Origin of the sequence: Pseudomonas grandcourensis (assembly GCF_039909015.1) — a bacterium.
GTDB classification, from domain to species: domain Bacteria; phylum Pseudomonadota; class Gammaproteobacteria; order Pseudomonadales; family Pseudomonadaceae; genus Aquipseudomonas; species Aquipseudomonas grandcourensis.
In genome coordinates this window covers 6,297,550-6,317,694 of sequence record NZ_CP150919.1, presented here as the reverse complement: position 1 = coordinate 6,317,694, position 20,145 = coordinate 6,297,550, and the positions used below count along the sequence as shown (strand labels likewise).

General features: G+C 61.0%; 16 protein-coding genes. 3 read left to right on the top strand and 13 right to left on the bottom strand.

Annotated elements, in window-relative coordinates; genetic code table 11:
• Nucleotides 1–55 precede the first annotated feature (55 nt).
• The 5 genes from AABM52_RS28430 to betI form a co-directional block, all read right to left on the bottom strand.
• A complete protein-coding gene (locus AABM52_RS28430) occupies nucleotides 56–1,393 on the bottom strand; it encodes a TldD/PmbA family protein (RefSeq protein WP_347909526.1) in 1,338 nt (445 codons plus the stop codon).
• Complete coding sequence (locus AABM52_RS28425; protein WP_347909525.1) at nucleotides 1,393–2,835, bottom strand: TldD/PmbA family protein; 1,443 nt, start codon at nucleotides 2,833–2,835, stop codon at nucleotides 1,393–1,395. The genes AABM52_RS28430 and AABM52_RS28425 overlap by 1 nt, the downstream gene beginning before the upstream one ends.
• Before the next feature lie 284 nt (nucleotides 2,836–3,119).
• Nucleotides 3,120–4,820 (bottom strand): choline dehydrogenase, encoded by a 1,701-nt coding sequence (gene betA / locus AABM52_RS28420; RefSeq protein WP_347909524.1) that lies wholly within the window; start codon nucleotides 4,818–4,820, stop codon nucleotides 3,120–3,122.
• A gap of 215 nt (nucleotides 4,821–5,035) precedes the next feature.
• A complete protein-coding gene (gene betB, locus AABM52_RS28415) occupies nucleotides 5,036–6,508 on the bottom strand; it encodes a betaine-aldehyde dehydrogenase (protein WP_347909523.1) in 1,473 nt (490 codons plus the stop codon).
• A gap of 61 nt (nucleotides 6,509–6,569) precedes the next feature.
• Entirely contained in the window at nucleotides 6,570–7,163 is a 594-nt protein-coding gene (gene betI, locus AABM52_RS28410; RefSeq protein ID WP_056726553.1) for a transcriptional regulator BetI, read from the bottom strand.
• A gap of 380 nt (nucleotides 7,164–7,543) precedes the next feature.
• On the opposite strand from betI, the gene AABM52_RS28405 reads away from it, so the two are divergent.
• Entirely contained in the window at nucleotides 7,544–9,484 is a 1,941-nt protein-coding gene (locus AABM52_RS28405) for a BCCT family transporter (protein ID WP_347912701.1), read from the top strand.
• A 254-nt stretch (nucleotides 9,485–9,738) separates the two neighbouring features.
• On the opposite strand, the gene choV is transcribed toward AABM52_RS28405, so the two are convergent.
• From choV to AABM52_RS28390, 3 genes are all read right to left on the bottom strand, one after another.
• Nucleotides 9,739–10,917, bottom strand: coding sequence for a choline ABC transporter ATP-binding protein (gene choV, locus AABM52_RS28400; RefSeq protein ID WP_347909521.1), 1,179 nt, complete (start codon nucleotides 10,915–10,917; stop codon nucleotides 9,739–9,741).
• Nucleotides 10,914–11,759: a choline ABC transporter permease subunit gene (gene choW / locus AABM52_RS28395; RefSeq protein ID WP_110662211.1), complete on the bottom strand. Its 846-nt coding sequence runs from the start codon at nucleotides 11,757–11,759 to the stop codon at nucleotides 10,914–10,916. Before choW ends, choV begins: the two co-directional genes overlap by 4 nt.
• A 66-nt stretch (nucleotides 11,760–11,825) precedes the next feature.
• Nucleotides 11,826–12,770 (bottom strand): choline ABC transporter substrate-binding protein, encoded by a 945-nt coding sequence (locus AABM52_RS28390; RefSeq protein WP_347909520.1) that lies wholly within the window; start codon nucleotides 12,768–12,770, stop codon nucleotides 11,826–11,828.
• Nucleotides 12,771–13,205: 435 nt separating this feature from the next.
• Between AABM52_RS28390 and AABM52_RS28385 the strand changes: the two genes are divergently transcribed.
• A complete protein-coding gene (locus AABM52_RS28385; RefSeq protein ID WP_347909518.1) occupies nucleotides 13,206–14,582 on the top strand; it encodes an L-serine ammonia-lyase in 1,377 nt (458 codons plus the stop codon).
• Between the two features lie 536 nt (nucleotides 14,583–15,118).
• Nucleotides 15,119–16,222 (top strand): GlxA family transcriptional regulator, encoded by a 1,104-nt coding sequence (locus AABM52_RS28380; protein WP_007975492.1) that lies wholly within the window; start codon nucleotides 15,119–15,121, stop codon nucleotides 16,220–16,222.
• Here the strand turns inward: AABM52_RS28380 and aac(6') are convergent, their stop codons facing one another.
• The 5 genes from aac(6') to AABM52_RS28355 form a co-directional block, all read right to left on the bottom strand.
• Nucleotides 16,223–16,669: an aminoglycoside 6'-N-acetyltransferase gene (aac(6'), locus tag AABM52_RS28375; RefSeq protein WP_347909517.1), complete on the bottom strand. Its 447-nt coding sequence runs from the start codon at nucleotides 16,667–16,669 to the stop codon at nucleotides 16,223–16,225.
• A 47-nt stretch (nucleotides 16,670–16,716) separates the two neighbouring features.
• A complete protein-coding gene (locus AABM52_RS28370; protein ID WP_347909516.1) occupies nucleotides 16,717–16,980 on the bottom strand; it encodes a hypothetical protein in 264 nt (87 codons plus the stop codon).
• Between the two features lie 323 nt (nucleotides 16,981–17,303).
• The gene (locus tag AABM52_RS28365) at nucleotides 17,304–18,467 is read right to left on the bottom strand and encodes a gamma-butyrobetaine dioxygenase (protein WP_347909515.1); all 1,164 of its coding nucleotides are present in this window, start codon (nucleotides 18,465–18,467) and stop codon (nucleotides 17,304–17,306) included.
• Nucleotides 18,468–18,480: 13 nt separating this feature from the next.
• Entirely contained in the window at nucleotides 18,481–18,957 is a 477-nt protein-coding gene (locus AABM52_RS28360; RefSeq protein ID WP_347909514.1) for a thioesterase family protein, read from the bottom strand.
• Between the two features lie 124 nt (nucleotides 18,958–19,081).
• Nucleotides 19,082–20,047 carry an L-carnitine dehydrogenase gene (locus AABM52_RS28355; RefSeq protein WP_347909513.1) on the bottom strand — a complete coding sequence of 322 codons (966 nt, stop codon included), beginning with the start codon at nucleotides 20,045–20,047 and terminating at the stop codon, nucleotides 19,082–19,084.
• Between the last annotated feature and the right edge of the window lie 98 nt (nucleotides 20,048–20,145).

Genomic DNA, 20,145 nt, shown 5'->3' with positions numbered 1-20,145 from the left:
GGCGGTCCGACAAGCCCCCTCGCCACAGGTTTCCCGGTATACCGGGATATTGCGTTTACAGCGTCAGAGTCAACCGGCTGACCAACGCCCCCGGCAACAACGCCGAAGCCGTCGCCCGCTGGCTATACGTACTCGCCGACAACAACAACTCCCGCTCTGCGGTCAACGCTTCCAGTTGCGAACCGAGGAGGCTGAAGGCGCTGTCATCGAAGCGCATGGTGCTGACCGGTGCCTGGATCTCGCCGTTCTCGACCCAGAACGTGGCAAACCGGGTCATGCCGGTCAGGCGTGCGGCCGGTTGATCCGAGAAGTTCAGGTACCACAGGTTGCTGATGTACAACCCCGTGCCCAATTGCTTGAGGATGTCCGTGTCGGGCAATGCCCCGGCTTTCATGTTCAGCGCGCTCGGTGATTCGCCACCGCTGGCGCCATTGGCGGTCAAACCGTATTCGGCAGCACTGCGCGAGCTGACCAGCTGTGCCCCGGCCTTGCCATCGACGATCAACTTAAGATCGCTGCGCGGATAACCCTCATCGGAAAACGCCGGGCTCAGCGAGCCGCTGACTTTTTCATCCAGCGAGACCAGCGGGCTGAACGCGCTGTCGCCACCGTAGAGCTTTTGCAGCGGGCTGCTTTTGCTGGCAATCGACTGTGCCGAGAAACCACCCCAGCACAGCATGCCCATGATTTCTTCCAGTGCCGCCGGTGCCAGGTAGGCGCGGTATTGGCCGGGCGGCAAAGTGCGCAGCGGTCGGCCCAGAAACTCAAGCTGCTCGCGGGCTTGCTGGAAGCGCCTGGCAAAGCCTTCGCTGTTCCAGTCGTGCCCGGCGTAGCTGGCTTTTACGGCCTGGCCGTTCTCGTGGAACAGGCTGAAATCGAAGTTGAAGCTGTTGGCCTGATGCCAGCCGAAGGCGCCCGAAGAGCTGGCAAAGCCACGACTGATCGGGCCGGCAGCGTAGAAACCGACAAGATCCAGGCCTTCGGCGGCCTGAGTGATTTGCGCGACTACTTGCTCGGTGTCCGGCAGCGGATGCGACTGCACATTGTTGCTCTGCCAACCATTGTAATTGAGCAGCAAGTACGGATCCTGAGGCAGCAGCGGCAAGGTTTCCCGCAGCTGTTGCAGGCCTTCGCTCAGGCGCTGCGCATCCACCTGCGGATCGCCGGCCAGGGTGATGTGCAGGTCGGCATGGCGGCCTTCGTTGATCAGTTTCAGGCCGATGCTCGCCTGCTGCACCTGACCGGCCTGACGCACCTTGGCGTGGTTGAAACGCACGAAGGCCGACGATTCGGCGGCGTAGCTGAGGGTGAACTGCTCGGGCTCGTGAAGCGCTGCACGCAGGCTGTTGACCAGCGCCTTGAACGACGCGGACTGGCTGTTTGAAGGATTCATCAGGCGTCTCCTCCGAATACATCAACGTTGCTGAACACACAGGCCGGTGACGCGTGGCCGACGCGGATCACCTGGTTCGGTTCGCCCTTGCCGCAGTTCGGTGTACCGAGGACCTTGAGGGTACCGGCATCGCCGACGGCGCTGAGGCTTTTCCAGAACTGCGCGGAGATGCCCCTGTAATTGGGATTCTTCACCACACCCTTGAGTTCGCCGTTTTCGATCAGTTGGCCCCATTCGCAGCCGAACTGGAATTTGTTGCGCGCATCGTCGATCGACCATGAACGGTTGGTTGACATCAGCACGCCGTGTTCGATACCGCCGATCAACTGCTCGATGGACTGATCGCCCGGCTCGATGTTGAGGTTGGCCATGCGGTCGATCGGCGGGCGGTTCCAGCCGCAGGCGCGGCTGTTGGCGACGCCGTCCATACCGGCACGGAATTGCGACAACGCACCGCCCAGCGGGCGCAGCAGCAGGCCTTCACGGATCAGGAACTGCTTGCTGGCGGGCGTGCCGTCGTCGTCATGGCCGTAGCTGGCGAGCTCCTCGGGGATGTCCGGGTCGAAGGTTACGTTGAGCAGGCCGGAACCGTATTGCAGGTGGCCGAAATCTTCGGCTTTGACGAAACTGGTGCCGGCGTAGTTGCGCTCGTCGCCGAGGATGCGGTCCAGCTCCAGCGGATGGCCGATGGACTCGTGGATTTGCAGCATCATCTGGTCGGGCATCAGCAGCAGGTCGCGCTGGCCTTGCGGGGTGTTTGGCGCCAGGAGCAATTGCAGGGCCTGATCGGCCACCTGGGCACCGGCACCGATCAGGCCGCAGCGACTGATGACGTCCGCCGCGCCTTGCTGGCCGAAGTTCTCGCGACCCAGGCTGCGGGTCTGGCTGTCGTTGCCGTCGTAGGCCGTGACATCCAGGCCGGGGTACACAAAACGTTGGGCCTGGCGGAGTTCGGCACCGGCGCTGTTGAGGTAGATCTGCTCGACGTGGGTGATACCGAGGCTGACCTGCCAGTTCACCAGGCGGTCGTCCTTGGGCACGGCGGCGGATTCGACGCCGAGTAACTGGTAGCAGTCGCTCAGGGACGGGAAGGCTTGGTCGAGGTTGGGTGAAAAGTAATCGGCGCGGTCGCTGGAAACAGCCTGCTCGCGCAGGTCCAGCAAGGCGTGGGGCTTGAGTCGACGGGCCTGGATTTCGGCGCGCTCGAGGGCGGCCTGCAGGCCCTGTTGCGACAGGTCGTTGGTGGCCGCATAGGCCTCGACGCCATTGACCCGCACGGTCAGCATCGCCCCTTCGTCACGGCTCAGGCTCGGCGGTTCGGCGACGTTCTTGCGCACCGACAGATATTGCCCGGACTCGCGCACATAACGCAGGGAAAAGAATTCGGCACCCGTGCGCAAGGCAGCGAAGCGCTGCTTGAGCTGGGGGTAAAAATCGAACATTCGTGAACCTCCTGGGTATGGAGTGGCGATGGAGCGGCGTTGCGAGGGGAGGGGTGAAACGATTGCGTGGCGCTAGATTAGGCTTGCGCGGGGGGAGGATCAAGTTTGGATCTGTGGAGAGAGGGATTGCTGGGTTTGTCCGGAAGATGTGTGCGGGTTGTCAGGGCCTCATCGCGAGCAGGCTCGCTCCTACAGTGGTTGAGGGTGGATCACAAATCTGCAATCCAACCTGAAACCTGTAGGAGCGAGCCTGCTCGCGATTGGCCGTGACGCGGTGTAACGCCTTAAGCGATCTGGCTCAATTCCCGCACAGGCTTGCCCTTCACCGGCGCTTCACCCGCCACATAGTAAGTGGCAGTGCTACGCGGCAATGGCTTGCGGCCACGGATCTTGTCGGCGATTTTCTCGGCCATCATGATCGTCGGTGCATTGAGGTTGCCGGTGGTGATGATCGGCATGATCGACGCATCGACCACACGCAGGCCTTGCATGCCATGCACGCGACCTTCGCCATCGACCACGGCCATGTCGTCGGTGCCCATCTTGCACGAGCAGGACGGGTGAAACGCGGTTTCGGCGTGTTCGCGGATGAACTTGTCCAGTTGCTCGTCGCTCTGCACGTCGATGCCCGGGCTGATCTCGCGGCCACGGAAGGCGTCCAGTGCAGGTTGCTGCATGATTTCACGGGTCAGGCGGATGCCGTCGCGGAATTCCTGCCAGTCCTGCTCGGTGGCCATGTAGTTGAACAGGATGCTCGGGTGCTGGCGCGGGTCTTTGGACTTGGCCTGGATGCGCCCGCGGCTCGGCGAACGCATGGAACCCATGTGCGCCTGGAAACCGTGCTCTTTCACACCGTTGCTGCCGTTGTAGTTAATCGCTACCGGCAGGAAGTGGTACTGGATGTTCGGCCATTCGAATTCCGGACGGGTGCGGATGAAACCGCCGGCTTCGAACTGGTTGCTGGCGCCGATGCCGGTGCCGTTGAACAGCCACTCGGCACCGATTGCCGGCTGGTTGTACCAGAGTAGCGACGGGTACAGCGAGACCGGTTGGGTGCAAGCGTATTGCAGGTACAGCTCAAGGTGATCCTGCAGGTTTTCACCGACGCCCGGCAGGTCGTGGACCACCGGAATGTCGAGCTTGTTCAGCAGCTCGGCCGGGCCGACGCCGGAACGTTGCAGGATCTGCGGCGAAGCGATGGCGCCGGAGCACAGCAGCACTTCCTTGCGCGCCTTGACCTCAACGCGCTCTTCAGCGGCGCCGACCAGGTAACGCACGCCGACCGCGCGCTTGCCTTCGAACAGGATCTTGTCGGTCAGGGCGTGGGTGACGATCGTCAGGGTCGAACGCTTCTTGGCCACGTCCAGGTAACCACGGGCGGTGGAGGCACGACGACCTTTCGGTGTCACGGTGCGGTCCATTGGGCCGAAGCCTTCCTGCTGGTAGCCGTTCAAGTCTTCGGTGCGCGGGTAACCGGCCTGCACGCCGGCTTCAACCATGGCGTGGAACAGCGGGTTGTTGCCGGCTTTCGGCGTGGTCACGCTGACCGGGCCGTCGCCACCGTGGTAGTCGTTCGGGCCGATGTCGCGGGTTTCCGCTTTACGGAAATACGGCAGGCAGTCGAGGTACGACCAGTCTTCCAGGCCTGGCAGTTTCGCCCAGCCGTCGTAGTCCATGGCGTTGCCGCGGATGTAGCACATGCCGTTGATCAGCGAGGAACCGCCCAGGCCCTTGCCGCGACCGCACTCCATGCGACGGCCGTCCATGTGCGGCTCTGCATCTGTTTCGTAGGCCCAGTTGTAGCGACGGCCTTGCAGCGGGAACGCCAGGGCGGCCGGCATCTGCGTGCGGAAGTCGAAACGGTAGTCCGGGCCGCCCGCTTCGAGCAGCAGGACGGTGACGCCGGCGTCTTCGGTCAGACGGGTCGCCAGGGTGTTACCGGCCGAGCCGGCACCGATGATGATGTAGTCGAATTCTTGGGACATTAAATGCACCCTCTTTGAAGTTGGTCAGGTCGCGGTCGCTGGGACACTGCACAGCCTGTGGCGAGGGGGCTTGCCCCCGTTCGGCTGCGCAGCAGTCGCAAATTCAGAGACCTCGTTCTATCTGAAAGCATGCGGCGCCTGGATGGGGCTGCTTCGCAGCCCAACGGGGGCAAGCCCCCTCGCCACAATGGCGTTCACACCAGAGCGCGTGCGGATCAGAACACCGAGACGTAATCGCCCAGCTCGACCTGTACCGATTTGATGCGGGTGAAGTTGTTCAGCGAGCTGATGCCGTTCTCACGGCCGACACCCGACTGCTTGTAGCCGCCAACCGGCATCTTCGCGTCGGACTCGCCCCAGGCGTTGATCCAGCAGATACCGGCTTCCAGCTGATGAATCACGCGGTGGGCGCGGTTCAGGTCCTTGGTGACGATACCGGCGGCCAGGCCGAAGTCGGTGTCGTTGGCGCGGCGGATCACCTCTTCCTCGGTTTCGTAGGACAGGATCGCCATGACCGGGCCAAAGATTTCTTCACGCACGATGGTCATGTCGTCGGTGCAATCGGTGAACACGGTCGGCGCCACGAACGCACCTTTGGCGTACTCGCCGTCAGTCAGACGCTCACCGCCGCACAGCAGGCGGGCACCTTCTTCCTTGCCCTTGGCGATGTAGCCCAGCACGCTTTCCATGTGCGCAAAGCTGACCAGCGGACCGAAGTTGGTGTTTTCGTCTTGCGGGTTGCCGATGCGGATGCGTGCAACGCGCTCAGCGATCTTGGCTTCGAAAGCGGCTTTCAGGTGAGCCGGTACGAACACACGAGTGCCGTTGGTGCAGACCTGACCGGAGCTGTAGAAGTTGGCCATCATCGCGGTGTCGGCAGCGCGATCGAGGTCGGCGTCGTCGCAGATGATCAGCGGCGACTTGCCGCCCAGTTCCATGGTCACGTCCTTGAGCGAAGAGCTCGAAGCGCTGGCCATGACTTTCTTGCCGGTGTCGGTGCCGCCGGTGAACGAGACTTTCTCGATGCGCGGGTGTTCGGTCAGCCAGGTGCCGACTTCACGGCCGCTGCCGGTCAGGACGTTGAACACGCCGTTTGGCACGCCGGCTTCGGTGTAGATCTCGGCCAGTTTCAGGGTGGTCAGCGAGGTGACTTCGCTTGGCTTGAAGATCATCGCGTTACCGGCCGCCAGGGCGGGTGCGGATTTCCACAGGGCGATCTGGATCGGGTAGTTCCATGCGCCGATACCGGCCACGACGCCCAGTGGCTCGCGACGGGTGTAGACGAACGAAGTGGTGCGCAGCGGAATCTGCTCGCCTTCGATGGCCGGTACCAGGCCTGCGTAGTACTCCAGCACGTCGGCGCCGGTGACGATGTCGACGTAGCGGGTTTCGGAGTAGGCCTTGCCGGTGTCCAGGGTTTCCAGGGCGGCCAGTTCGTCGTTGCGCTCGCGCAGGATTTCCACGGCACGACGCAGGATGCGCGAACGCTCCATGGCGGTCATGGCGGCCCAGATCTTCTGGCCCTTTTCGGCGCTGACGACGGCGCGTTCGACGTCTTCTTTGGTCGCACGTTGCACTTTTGCGAGGACTTCACCGTTAGCCGGGTTGATGGCTTCGAAAGTGGCGTCGCTGCTGGCGTCGCTGTACGCGCCATCGATGTAGAGTTTTTGCAGTTCGAAACGGGCCATAAAGTCCTCGCAAGAGCATTAAGTGGCTGGCGCGTTCGGTGGTTGAGCGTTTATGTGTGCTCTAACTCACCCGCTTGGCCAGTTGGGTATCCATGTATTCGTAAGCAATCTGTTGCGCCTGCCCGGTGTCGAAAGCATCTCCCGACAGCGCGCCGCGCAACCACAAGCCGTCGATCAACGCTGCCAGGCCTCGGGCGGCACTGCGCGCATCATTGAGCGGCAGCACGCGGCGGAACTGGCAGCACAGGTTGGAATACAGACGGTGATCGTTGATCCGCTGCAACCTGTGCAAAGACGGCTGGTGCATGCTGGTGGCCCAGAAGGCCAGCCAGGTTTTCATTGCCGGGCCATTGACCTGGCTGGCGTCGAAGTTGCCTTCGATGATCACCTGCAGATGCGCCCGCGGGCTGTCATCTGTCAGCGCCTGTCGGCGCAGGGTGACGTTCTCGCTCAGGACGGTCATCAGGTACCCCATGGTGGCGGCAATCAGACCGTTCTTGTCCTGAAAGTAGTGACTGATGATGCCATTCGAGACACCGGCCAAACGGGCGATCAGCGCAATGCTGGCGTCCCCCATTCCGACCTGATCGACGGCCAGCAAAGTGGCTTCGATCAATTGCTGGCGACGGATGGGTTGCATACCGACCTTGGGCATCTTGCACATCTCCTTAGGCCTTCCGGTGGACGTACGACGGCTACCGGGTTGAAGGCCAGTCTATTTTGTTTTGATTGAACGTTCAATCAACAAAGAATAAGATCTGCGACAAATCGTCGCTGCCTGTGAATTTTCCTACGTGCAGTGGCGGAAAAAACGACAACTGAAACGGCTCGAAACCTACGCGCTGCGGCGCTCCAGGGGTTTCGGGCTTTTTTCGGGCTGTCTTTATATCACCCGCCGGTCGGCTGCCCACTAACCGATTGGTCGGGTAACACGTTTGCCTTGCGTTCTTCTCTCGCACTGCCCGGAGCATCTGTGCCATGAGTTCTGCCTCGCTAATAAAGACCCCACCCGAGAAGGTGACGGTCAACGGTTGGGTGTTCTACACCTCTACCGCGTTGATTCTGTTGTTGACCGCCATTCTGATCATCGCCCCGCAAGAGGCCGGCAGAATGCTGGGTACGGCGCAAGCCTGGTTGTCCCGCAGCTTCGGCTGGTACTACATGGTGGTGATCGCCGCCTACCTGATTTTTGTCGTCGGCCTGGCGTTTTCGTCCTACGGCAAACTGAAACTGGGCAGCAAGGACGACACCCCGGACTTCAGCTACGGTGCCTGGGCGGGGATGCTGTTTTCCTCGGGTATCGGCATCTCGCTGCTGTACTTCGGCGCGTCCGAGCCGTTGGACCATTACTTCAACCCGCCGGAAGGCGTGGCCGGCAGCAACCTTGCGGCACGTCAGGCGGTTCAGCTGACGTTCCTGCACTGGGGCCTGCATGGCTGGGCGATCTACGCGCTGGTGGGGTTGGCCGTGGCGTACTTTGCCTACCGGCATAACCAGCCGCTGGCGTTGCGATCGGCGTTGTATCCGCTGGTGGGCGAGCGTTGGGTCAAGGGCGCGGCCGGGCATGCGGTGGACGGCTTCGGCATGTTCGTCACCCTGCTGGGGCTGGTGACCAACCTGGGGATTGGTTCGCTGCAAGTGTCGTCGGGGCTGGAAAACCTGTTCGGCATGGAACACAGCAACACCAACCTGCTGATCGTGATCATCGTGATGAGCACCGTGGCGACCATCGCTGCGGTGTCGGGCGTGGAAAACGGCATCCGCCGTCTGTCCAACCTGAACATCGTGCTGTTCAGCGGCCTGCTGATTTTCGTCCTGTTGTTCGGCCCGACCCTGCACCTGCTCAACGGCTTCGTACAGAACGTCGGTGACTACCTGAACGGCGTGGTGCTGAAGACTTTCGATCTGTATGTCTACGAAGGCGACAGTGAGAAGTCCGACCGCTGGCTCGGCCTGTGGACCCTGTTCTACTGGGCCTGGTGGATTTCCTGGGCGCCATTCGTGGGCATGTTCATCGCGCGTATTTCCCGTGGTCGCAGCGTGCGCGAACTGGTGGCCGGCGTGCTGCTGATTCCGCTGGGCTTCACCCTGGCGTGGTTGTCGATCTTCGGTAACTCGGCTTTGGACCTGGTGATGAACCATGGGGCGGTGGAGCTCGGGAAGACGGCGCTGGAACAGCCGTCCATGGCGATCTACCAGTTGCTTGAGCATTACCCGGCGTCGAAGGTTGTGATCGGCGTGTCGATCTTTGTCGGTTTCGTGCTGTTCCTGACCCCGGCGGACTCCGGCGCGGTGATGATGGCCAACCTTTCGTGCAAGGGCGGTAACGTCGACGAAGACGCGCCGCACTGGCTGCGGATCTTCTGGTCGGCGGTGATCACCCTGGTGACCATCGGCCTGCTGTTCGCCGGCAACTTCGAAGCCATGCAAACCATGGTGGTGCTGGCCGGTCTGCCGTTCTCGGTGGTGCTGGTGTTCTTCATGTTCGGCTTGCACAAGGCCATGCGCCAGGACGTGCAGATCGAACAGGAGCAAGCGGAACTGGCGGCACGCGGTCGCCGTGGTTTCAGCGAGCGTTTGACCCAGTTGGACCTGCAGCCGAGCCAATCGGTGGTGCAGCGCTTCATGGACAAGCAAGTGAGCCCGGCGCTGGAAGATGCGACGGCGCAGATGCGTGCTCAAGGCCTGCAAGTGCAGACACTGCTGGGCAAGTCCAAGCGTTGCATGGGCGTACGGGTGGAGATGGAAGAGGGCAACCCTTTCGTCTACGAAGTGAGCCTTGACGGCTACCTGGCCACACCGACCGAGTCGGCGCAGGCCGATGAAGCGCGCCAGCGTTTCTATCGCGCCGAGGTGTACCTGCACAACGGCAGCCAGGACTACGACTTGATGGGTTTCACCCAGGATCAGATCACCCGTGACGTGCTCGATCAGTTTGAAAGCCATCGGCAGCTCCTTGGCCGGGTTTATAGCTGAGTTGTGAGGAACTGCGGTGCAGTGAAAGCACCGCAGTTCTAATTGTGGCGAGGGGGCTTGCCCCCGTTCGGCGGCGCAGCCGTCGTAAAACTGGATAATGCGGTTTACCTCAACTGCTTCGGTATCTGGGTTTGGGGCCGCTTCGCAGCCCAACGGGGGCAAGCCCCCTCGCCACAGGGTTCTCTGTTTGCAGCTGAATATCTGCACTAACAAAAACGCCGCGATTCTCTCGCGGCGTTTTTGTGTCTGTTGCCTTACCCCAGGTTCTTGCCGAGCAGTGCGTGATACAGCTCGCTGTCGCCCAGAATCCCCACCACATGGTTGTTATCGTGCAGCACCAGTTTGTTGCCGGTCTGATAACGAATCTGCAGCGCATCGCGCATGCCGATGTTCGAGTCCACCAGGGTTGGTCGACGACCCAGGCCTTCAACGGCCTGACCCGGTACCCAGTTCTGCAAGTCCAGCGCCGACCCGTTCTGGCGAGCGCCCTTGATGGTGTTGCCTTCGGCCAGGTCCAGCCACGAATCGCCGCCTGGATCCAGACACACCGAACCGTTGATGCGTTTGCAGTTGTCCAGGGTGCGCATCAGGCTGCGGCCGCACAGCACGTTCAACGGGTTGGTGTGGGCTACGAAGGTCCGCACGTAGTCGTCCGCAGGGTTGAGGACGATTTCTTCCGGTTTGCTGTACTGGATGATCCGGCCGTCTTTCATGATCGCGATACGGCTGCCGAGTTTCAGCGCTTCATCAAGGTCGTGGCTCACGAAGACGATGGTCTTGTGCAACTTGCGTTGCAGTTCCAGCAGCTCGTCTTGCAGGCCCTGGCGGATCAGCGGGTCGAGGGCCGAGAACGGTTCATCCATCAGCAAAATGTCGGCGTCCATCGCCAGTGCGCGAGCCAGGCCCACGCGTTGTTGCATACCACCGGACAACTCGTTGGGTTTCTTGTTGCGCCACTGGGTCAGGCCCACCAGCTCAAGCTTGTCGTCCACCAGTTTGCGGCGTTCTTTCTCGGGACGACCCTGCATTTCCAGGCCGAAGCTGATGTTCTCGCGGACAGTCAACCAGGGCATCAGGGCGAACTTCTGGAACACCATCGCAATGCGTTTGGTGCGCATCATTTTCAGTTCGGCGGGGCTGCAGGAAGCGATGTCGATCTGCTTGCCTTCGTGCTCGACGAACAGCTTGCCGCGGCTGACGGTGTTGAGGCCGTTGATGCAGCGCAGCAGGCTGGACTTGCCGGAGCCGGACAGGCCCATCAGTACGCAGATTTCACCTTTTTCGACATCCAGGCTGGCCTTTTCGACCCCCACGATCTGCCCGGTCTTTTTCAGGATCTCGTTACGGGTCATGCCTTGATCCAGCAGCTTGAGGGCCTCGCGTGGATCCTTGGAGAAGATAACGTCAACGTTATCAAAGCGAATAATGCTCATGCATCACCCCCTACTTTGGCGTCGGGTTGTTTGCAGATACGGTCGAGCATGATCGCCAGCAGTACGATCGCCAGGCCTGCTTCGAAGCCCAGGGCGATATCAGCAGTGTTCAGTGCGTTGACCACCGGTTTGCCCAGGCCATCGGCGCCCACCAGTGCCGCAATCACCACCATCGAAAGGGACAGCATGATGCACTGGGTGATGCCGGCCGCGATGCTTGGCATGGCGTGGGGCAGTTCGATTCGTGAAAGCAACTGACGGCGCGAGCAGCCAAAGGCCTTGCCGGCGTCCATCAATTCTTCCGGAACATCGCGGATACCCAGGTAGGTCAGGCGGATGGGCGCGGCAATCGCGAACACCACCGTGGAGATCAGGCCCGGGACCACACCCAGCCCGAAGAGGGTGAGGGTAGGAATGAGGTACACGAAGGTCGGTACGGTCTGCATCAGATCGAGTACCGGACGCATTAAAGTATAGAACATCGGCTTGTGCGCGGCGACGATGCCCAGCGGCACGCCGATGACCACGCAGACCAGGGTGGCGAACAGCACCTGGGCGAGGGTTTCCATGGTTTCCTGCCAGTACCCCAGATTGAGGATCAGCAGGAAGGAGGCAACGACAAACGCGGTCAGGCCCCATTTGCGTTGAATGAAGTGTGCCAGTAGTGCGATCAGGCCGATCAGTGCCAGCGGGTTGAACCAGGTCAGCGCAAACGTCACGCCGTGGATCATCGTTTCCAGTGTCACGGCGATGGCGTCGAAGGTGCTGGCGCCGTGTTGCGTCAACCATTCAACGAAGCTCGCGATGTACTGGCCTAGGGGTATTTTCTGATCAATCAGCATGGTAGTGAACGTCCGCATGCAAGGAAATAAACAGCCCGGGCAGGCGAACCTGCCCGGCATAAGCGATTACTGCAGTTTGGCTTTCACGGCCTCCAGGCCAGGTTTACCGTCAATGGTGGTCACGCCAGCGAGCCAGGTATCGAGCACCTGTGGATTCTTTTTCAGCCAGGCCTTGGCGGCCGCGTCAGGCTTCATCTTGTCGTCCAGGATGTTGCCCATCAGCGAGCTTTCCATGTCGACGGTGAACTCCAGGTTCTTGAGCAACTGGCCGACGTTGCTGCATTCCTGCGCATAGCCCTTGCGGGTGTTGGTCGCTACGGTGGCGGCACCGAAGTCCGGGCCGAAGAAGTCATCACCACCGGTCAGGTATTGAATCTTGAAGCGCTTGTTCATCGGGTGCGGCGCCCAGCCGAGGAACACCACGGCGGTGTCGCGTTTCTGCGCGCGGTCGACCTGGGACAGCATGCCGGCTTCGGAGGATTCGACGACTTTGAAACCGGCAGCCTTCAGGCCGAAGGCATCTTTGTCGATCATGCTCTGGATCAGACGATTGCCGTCGTTGCCAGGCTCGATGCCGTAGATCTTGCCGTCGAGTTCCTTCTTGAATTTGGCGATGTCGGCGAAGTCATGCAGGCCCTTGTCGTACAGCGCCTGAGGGACGGCGAGGGTGTACTTGGCGCCCTTGAGGTTGGTGCGCACGGTTTCCACGGTGCCGGCATCGCGGTAGGCCTTGATGTCGTTTTCCATGGTCGGCATCCAGTTGCCCAGGAACACGTCCATGTTCTTGCCGTCGGCCAGGGACTTGTAGGTCACGGGCACGGAAATCATGGTGGTCTTGGTCTTGTAGCCGAGGGCGTTGAGCACCACGCTGGTGGTCGCGGTAGTTGCGGTGATGTCGGTCCAGCCGACATCGGAGAAGTTTACGGTACTGCATTGCTCGGGTTCTGCGGCTTGCGCCAGAACCGGCAGACTAAGCATGGCGGCCAACAACAACGACGGGGAACCTTTCATGGATGGACTCCTTGGTGTTTTTTTTGGCAGTGTTCCGACTGGACCACCGCACTTATAGGTTGCGGTTGGATGGCGTTCTGGAGACAGCTCTACCACGTCGCCTTGCAATCGAGTCGATATGATCATGTACCAGTGAAAATCTGACGCCTACAGGGTGCGTCGTATCCAGTACAGGGATGGTCGCATCCAGTGTCGGTGACGTCGTTTACAGATTTTTTCAGCCCGATTTTCCCCTCTGAACCGCAAAAAAACGGCGAAAACACAGCGTAAAAGACACGCGGCGCTGGTGGGCATGAGTGCGTCGGTTAGAGACGTCGAACAACAGGATAAAAGCTTGATGATGCGGTCATCTCGGCGGATTGCAGCTTGAGCGTAGCAGCTCCGTCACCGTGCGCTTTCGCGTGCGCAGTGGGCCCATCCAGGAGTTCGGCAGTAATGGCTATCAGTGTTTTCGACCTGTTCAAAATCGGCATCGGCCCTTCCAGTTCACACACCGTGGGGCCCATGCGGGCGGCGGCGTTGTTTGTGCAGGGCCTGCGCGAGCGTGGGTTGCTTGAGCAGGTGCGGCGTGTCGAAGTCCAGCTGTTCGGCTCGTTGTCGGCCACCGGTATCGGCCACGGCAGCGACAACGCCGTGATCATGGGCCTGATGGGCGAATGGCCGGATGCGATCGATCCGTCGCAAATCGGCATCCGCATCGCCACCCTGCGTGAGACCGACACGCTGCTGCTCGACAGTCGCTTGCCGGTGCCCTTCATCTGGGCCCGGGACATGCGCCTGATCGACGAGAACCTGCCATTCCACCCCAACGCCATGACCCTGATTGTCGAGGGTGATGACGGCGAGTTGTATCGCGATACCTATTATTCGGTCGGCGGCGGTTTTGTCGTCGATGAGGCTCAGGCCTCCAGCGGTGTCGTCGACCTTGACCGCACCGTGTTGCCTTATGACTTTTCCAGTGCGGCCGAGCTGCTGGAGCTGTGTAAAAAGCACAAGCTGCGCGTAGCTGAATTAATGATGGCCAACGAGAGGGTGTGGCGTAGCGAGGAGGAAATCCGTAGCGGCCTGATGAAGCTCTGGCGCGCCATGCAGGATTGCGTCGAACAAGGCCTCAAACACGAAGGCATCCTGCCCGGCGGGCTGAACGTGCGCCGCCGCGCGGCCAAACTGCATCGCAGCTTGCAGGAACTGAACAAACCCAACGTGATCGGCTCGACCTTGAGCGCCATGGAATGGGTCAACCTGTTCGCCCTGGCGGTCAACGAAGAAAACGCCGCCGGCGGGCGTATGGTCACGGCACCGACCAACGGCGCGGCGGGGATCATTCCGGCAGTGCTGCACTACTTCATGAAATTCAGCGAGGCCGTGACCGACGCCAATGTCGTCGACTACTTCCTCAGCGCGGCGGCAGTGGGAATCCTGTGCAAGAAGAACGCCTCGATCTCCGGTGCCGAAGTCGGTTGCCAGGGTGAAGTCGGTTCGGCCTGCGCCATGGCGGCGGCCGGGCTGGCGGAAATCCTTGGTGCCACGCCAGAGCAACTGTGTAACGCGGCGGAAATCGGTCTGGAGCACAACCTCGGCCTGACCTGCGACCCGGTGGGTGGGTTGGTCCAGGTGCCGTGCATCGAGCGCAACGCGATTGCTGCGGTGAAGGCGATCAATGCTGCGCAAATGGCATTGCGTGGTGATGGCCAGCACTTCATTTCGCTGGATCGGGTGATCCGCACCATGCGCGATACCGGTGCCGACATGCATGACAAATATAAGGAGACATCGCGGGGTGGGTTGGCGGTTAGCGCGGTGGAGTGTTGAGATCGCATCGACCCTGTGGCGAGGGGGCTTGCCCCCGTTGGGTCGCGAAGCGGCCCTAAGATTTTTACGACTGCTTCGCAGCCGAACGGGGGCAAGCCCCCTCGCCACGGACCAGTCAAAACTGCGCGCTAAGTGAACACCCGCTCGAAAACGCGCCACCTTTTAGCGCGTCGCTCACAGATAAATCGGCTTGCCACTGATCGAGGGCCAACCGGCCTTCGACCGCCTGTCACCCGTGCCTGCGGTGACACTCCTTTCCATCGCGGCGCAACGCCGTTCCCACAAGTGCTACCGAATTGCTCACAGCTTGTGGGCCGGGGCGCTTGCCAGTCCTGATGGCCATTTAAATCCCCCTGCCTTGCAAGACATATATAGACACATTCCGACGTCGTTTTTAGGAGTTATTGAACGCGCATTCAAATTTAGGCATGGCAATTGCTCTGTCATTACAAAGCCCGTCTCCCACGCGAGAACGATGGCAATAAAAAGAGCCTCCGCCTGAGGCCATCACCCGCTTTGTGTGAGGAGATACCGCGATGACGACGTTCAACTCCGGGGCCCAACCCCAGAACCGTGCGCCTCAATCCATCGGCTTTCTGCTGCTGGACAATTTCACGCTGATTTCTCTGGCCTCCGCAGTGGAACCCCTGCGCATGGCCAACCAGTTGTCCGGTCGCGAGCTGTATCGCTGGACCACCCTCACCGTCGACGGCGGCCAGGTCTGGGCCAGTGACGGCCTGCAAATCACCCCCGACGCCTCCATGCACAAAGCGCCGCCAATGGACACCGTGATTGTTTGCGGTGGCATCGGCATCCAGCGCACTGTTACCCGCGAACACGTGTCATGGCTGCAAAGCCAGGCGCGCCAGTCCCGCCGCCTCGGTGCGGTGTGCACCGGCAGCTGGGCCCTGGCCTGCGCCGGCCTGCTCGACGGTTTTGATTGCAGCGTGCACTGGGAATGCCTGGCGGCGATGCAGGAGGCTTTCCCTCGTGTAGCGATGAGCACTCGCCTGTTCACCCTCGACCGTAACCGTTTCACCAGCTCCGGCGGCACCGCGCCGCTGGACATGATGCTGCACTTGATCAGCCGCGATCACGGTCGTGAGCTGTCGGCGGCCATTTCGGAAATGTTCGTCTACGAGCGCATCCGCAACGAGCAGGATCACCAGCGTGTGCCGCTCAAGCACATGCTCGGCACCAACCAGCCGAAGTTGCAGGAAATCGTTGCGTTGATGGAGGCCAATCTCGAAGAGCCGATCGACCTGGACGAACTGGCGGTGTATGTCGCGGTGTCCCGACGTCAGCTCGAACGCCTGTTCCAGAAATACCTGCACTGCTCGCCGTCGCGTTACTACCTCAAGCTGCGCCTGATCCGCGCGCGCCAGCTGCTCAAGCAAACGCCGATGTCGATCATCGAAGTGGCGTCGGTCTGTGGCTTCGTGTCCACGCCGCACTTTTCCAAGTGCTACCGCGAATACTTCGGCATTCCGCCGCGTGACGAGCGCGTAGGGTCCAACACCACCCAGCAAGTGGCGATGATGCCGTTGCCACAAGCGCTGGTGCTGTCGCCGTTGTCCGGGCCGTTGTCGGCGCTGAGCCAGGCGCGCAATGAGTCGACGTTTGCCAGTGTAAGGCTCTAGTCAGAGCCGGCGTTTGAAAAATACGACGCGCTCGGTTTCCTCGAAACCGAGCGCCTTGTGCGTCTTCTGGCTCGGCAGATTGTCGAGCTCGGTGTCGGAGGCCATTTGGACGCAGCCCCGTTCTCGTCCCCATTGCGCCACAATTTCGATTAGCTTCGCGGCCAAGCCTTGGCGCCGCTGCTGGGGCTCTACGTAGATACCTTCCAGAAACACCACCGGAGAGACGTCGGTGCCATTTACGTAGTCGCGACGCAATGAAGCCTCGACCAATCCAACGGGTTGCTCCCGACTGTCGTAAGCAACGAAGTTGATATAGCGTTGCGGCTCGCTCAGCTGTTGGCCGATCTCATCCCGATGCTCCTGTTCGGAAGCATCCGGCCAGAGGGCCTGACGCAAAAGCAGCCAGCCCGATTGTTCGCTGGACTGGCAGTGTTGGATTCGAAACATCAGCGTTTGCTCGCAGTTGCCAAACAGGCCGACACTCTAGCAAACGCTCAAGTGCGATGGTTTTGCTGGTACTCCGACAACGCCGGCAGCAATTGTTTGTCGATGGCCTGGCGCACTGCCGGCAGGATCGTTGCGCTGCTGGTGTACATCTCCTTGACCATCTTGCGAAGCTCATACGCCCGAGCATCGTCCAGGCCCCTTACCACGCACTCGCAAGCCTGCTCGGCGGTGGCCCCACTGGGCACGTTGAACCCCAACGACTTGAGCTGGCCCAACAGGTCTTCCTGGTCTATCAAATCGGCGTGCATCATGACGCAATCCTTCTTCAGGGAACGGTGTCGTGGTTCGATTCTGGTAGGGGTGCCGGGTGTCGGCAAGGGCGAATTGTCGCAATGGCTCAATTGGTTATGAACATGTCGTTTTCGGCTAACCCGGCGCACGGGGGAGTGGGCACACTGGACTCAGCTCGCTTCACGAAGGTTTGGTCACCCTCGCACGGCAGCTCCTCAACAGTACCCTCTGCCTCGATCCTGTCACGGCTTGATCGGGGCTTTTTTTGCCTGTGATTCAGGGAGATATGCGGTGTCTGGACTGGCGCCATCGCGAGCAGGCTCGCGATGAACGATGACTCGGTTTAACGCTGCAACACCAGAATCCGCGACAACAACTCATCCCGGTCGACATAGCAGCCCTGGAAATGCCGCGCCCCGGTGGCGGGGTCGAAGGCGTTGCGGGCATGCAGGGTGCGGCGGTTGTCGAAGCACCACAGCTCACCGGGATTGAGCCGCTGCATCAACCTGAATCGAGGCTCGCGGGTCATCGCGATAAAGCGCCGGTAGGCCTGATACAGCTTGGGCATCTGTTCCACCGAGGCATCGAACGGCCCGCGCAGAAAGTTAGCCATGCGGATCTCAGACACCTGCCCCAACGCATCCAGGGCGATGATCGGCGCCAGGCAACGGTAATCGCTGTGACGGTCCTTGTTGCGAAACTCCACGGGGATTTCGCAGAGGCTTTTGAAGGATTCGGGGTCTTCCCGGCGCAAGGCGTCGGCAATGGCAAAACCGTCGACGAAAATGCTCTCGCCACCCTCGGCGTCATTGACCAGGCAATGCAAAAATTGCAGCCCCGGTTGCAACTCCCGGGTCGGCAAATCGCTGTGCAGCGGCAGGTTGAAGGCAGTGTAGGCGTTGCTGTCGGCGTCGGCCTTGGATTGCACGTTGAACAGCACGCCGAAGTTGCTCTCGCGGATGAAGGAAATCCGTTGGGCGATCAGTTTCAAGGAGCCGGGTTCGGTGGGCACGCCACGGACCTGGGTCAATCCGACGTCCCGTACCGCCAACAACCATTGCAACAGCGCGTTGTTATCCGTCATCAGCGCTTGATACTCGAACACAGGCAGCTGTAAATCGCTGTGCCAGAGCCTGGCTTTCGGCTTGCGTGCCTGACGCTCGGCACGGGATTCATCGTCATAGGCGTGGGCGCGCAGCCAGCCGGGGTCGAAGCGGCTGCTGTGGCCGTCTCGCCAGTCAACCGACAGGCAGCCTTCGCTGTCGATGTGCACTTGTTCAGCTGTCAGATCTTGAGCCACATCGATGATTTCCAGCACTTGCTCGCGGGTCACGGTGTAGACGCACTGCGGGCACGGGCAGTTATCCCGCAGCCATTGATGGTGGAAAAGGCTGACGCGATCATCGGCCCACTTCACCAGAACACGGTCCGCCTGGGTCTGCACGCCAGTCAGCGCGCTGATCAACGGATAGGTACGAAAGTCGGCAAATGCTGCGGCGGTGTTCATGGCGATCTCCTTGTTATTTTTTTGGGGGTAATGCGATCACTCGGCCAATGTAGTCGGGCGCCGGCAGGTCCGCCTGTTCGGCGACGATGGCTTGCAGGCGTCCCAAGGACAGTTCGCTGAACGGCGCCGAACGCGGCCCGGCGAGATCGACGTGCAGCAGCATCTGTTCGTTGCCGGCAAGCTCCTGGGCATCACCGACCAGGTGCAGGCTGTGATAGAGGTGCACGCGTTTGCTGTCGTGGGAGATGATTTGGGTGTGCACTTCGACCTGGGCGTCGAGCTTCACTTCGTGCAGGTAGTTCAGGTGCAGTTCGAGGGTGAACAGCGAGTTGCCGCTGGCCTCGCGGCTGTTGCTGTCCAGGCCCAGGCGATCCATCAGGGCATCGGTGGCGTAGCTGAAAATCAGCAGGTAGAAGGCGTCACGCAGGTGGCCGTTGTAGTCGACCCAGTCGGGGATGATGGTGGTTTGGTAGGTGGTGAGGGTGGGCATGATGTTAGTTCCAACATTGATGGTGACTGGGCTGCCGCTATCGCGAGCAGGCTCGCTCCTACAGGGACCGCGCATAACCTGTGGGAGCGAGCCTGCTCGCGAAGGGGCCGGGCCTGCTGACTGATTACTCGCTGAACGCCATCCCATGCTTCTCTTTGGTGGTCTTCACCGCCTCCAGCACCGCCAGCAGGCAGTCATCACGATAGCGCTCCAGCGCCGAAATGCTGTGTTTACCCAGTTGATCGCTGGTGCCATCGACCACGTCGTCGATCAGCTTGTCGGTCAGTTCCGGCGCCGGCAGGTAGGTCCACGGCAATTGCAGCGCCGGGCCGAACTGCGCCATGAAGTGGCGCATGCCGGCATCGCCACCGGCCAGGGTGTAGGTCAGGAAGGTGCCCATGAACGACCAGCGCAAGCCCGCGCCGAAGCGGATGGCATCGTCGATTTCGCCGGTGGTGGCCACGCCGTCGTTGACCAGGTGCAGGGCTTCACGCCACAGCGCTTCGAGCAGACGGTCGGCGATGAACCCCGGCACTTCCTTGCGCACGTGCAGCGGGCGCATGCCCAGGGATTCATAGACCTTCATGGCCGCTTGCACCGCTTCAGGGGCGGTGTTTTTGCCGCCGACTACTTCGACCAGCGGCAGTAGGTAAACCGGGTTGAACGGGTGACCGACCACGCAGCGTTCCGGGTGTGTGGCGCTCTCGTAGAACTCGCTCGGCAGCAGGCCGGAGGTGCTGGAACCGATCAACGCATTGGGCTTGGCCGCCGCGCTGATTTTGCTGTGCAGGTCCAGTTTCAGCTCCAGTCGTTCCGGGGCGCTCTCCTGGATGAAATCGGCATCGCGCACGCACTCTTCGATGGTCGCGACAAAGCGCAGGCGATCCTGCGATGCACCCGGCGTCAGGCCTTGTTTCTCCAGCGCGCCCCAGGCATTGGCGACGCGTTTGCGCAAGGCCGCTTCAGCGCCGGGGGCCGGGTCCCAGGCCACTACATCCAGACCATGGGCGAGGGCGCGGGACACCCAACCGCTGCCGATGACACCACTGCCCAACGCTGCGAAGGTTTTGATTTCGGTGATAAAGCTCATGGCAATTTCCTGAATTTGGCTCTAAAAAACTGTGGGAGCGAGCTCTGTGGCTAGGGGGCTTGCCCCCGTTCGGCTGCGAAGCAGTCGTAAAGCTTTTA

Coding starts and splice junctions, on each gene's coding strand:
- AABM52_RS28430 (WP_347909526.1), bottom strand. CDS start 1,393: ATGAATCCTTCAAACAGCCAGTCCGCGTCGTTCAAGGCGCTGGTCAAC.
- AABM52_RS28425 (WP_347909525.1), bottom strand. CDS start 2,835: ATGTTCGATTTTTACCCCCAGCTCAAGCAGCGCTTCGCTGCCTTGCGC.
- betA (WP_347909524.1), bottom strand. CDS start 4,820: ATGTCCCAAGAATTCGACTACATCATCATCGGTGCCGGCTCGGCCGGT.
- betB (WP_347909523.1), bottom strand. CDS start 6,508: ATGGCCCGTTTCGAACTGCAAAAACTCTACATCGATGGCGCGTACAGC.
- betI (WP_056726553.1), bottom strand. CDS start 7,163: ATGCCCAAGGTCGGTATGCAACCCATCCGTCGCCAGCAATTGATCGAA.
- choV (WP_347909521.1), bottom strand. CDS start 10,917: ATGAGCATTATTCGCTTTGATAACGTTGACGTTATCTTCTCCAAGGAT.
- choW (WP_110662211.1), bottom strand. CDS start 11,759: ATGCTGATTGATCAGAAAATACCCCTAGGCCAGTACATCGCGAGCTTC.
- AABM52_RS28390 (WP_347909520.1), bottom strand. CDS start 12,770: ATGAAAGGTTCCCCGTCGTTGTTGTTGGCCGCCATGCTTAGTCTGCCG.
- AABM52_RS28385 (WP_347909518.1), top strand. CDS start 13,206: ATGGCTATCAGTGTTTTCGACCTGTTCAAAATCGGCATCGGCCCTTCC.
- AABM52_RS28380 (WP_007975492.1), top strand. CDS start 15,119: ATGACGACGTTCAACTCCGGGGCCCAACCCCAGAACCGTGCGCCTCAA.
- AABM52_RS28370 (WP_347909516.1), bottom strand. CDS start 16,980: ATGATGCACGCCGATTTGATAGACCAGGAAGACCTGTTGGGCCAGCTC.
- AABM52_RS28365 (WP_347909515.1), bottom strand. CDS start 18,467: ATGAACACCGCCGCAGCATTTGCCGACTTTCGTACCTATCCGTTGATC.
- AABM52_RS28360 (WP_347909514.1), bottom strand. CDS start 18,957: ATGCCCACCCTCACCACCTACCAAACCACCATCATCCCCGACTGGGTC.
- AABM52_RS28355 (WP_347909513.1), bottom strand. CDS start 20,047: ATGAGCTTTATCACCGAAATCAAAACCTTCGCAGCGTTGGGCAGTGGT.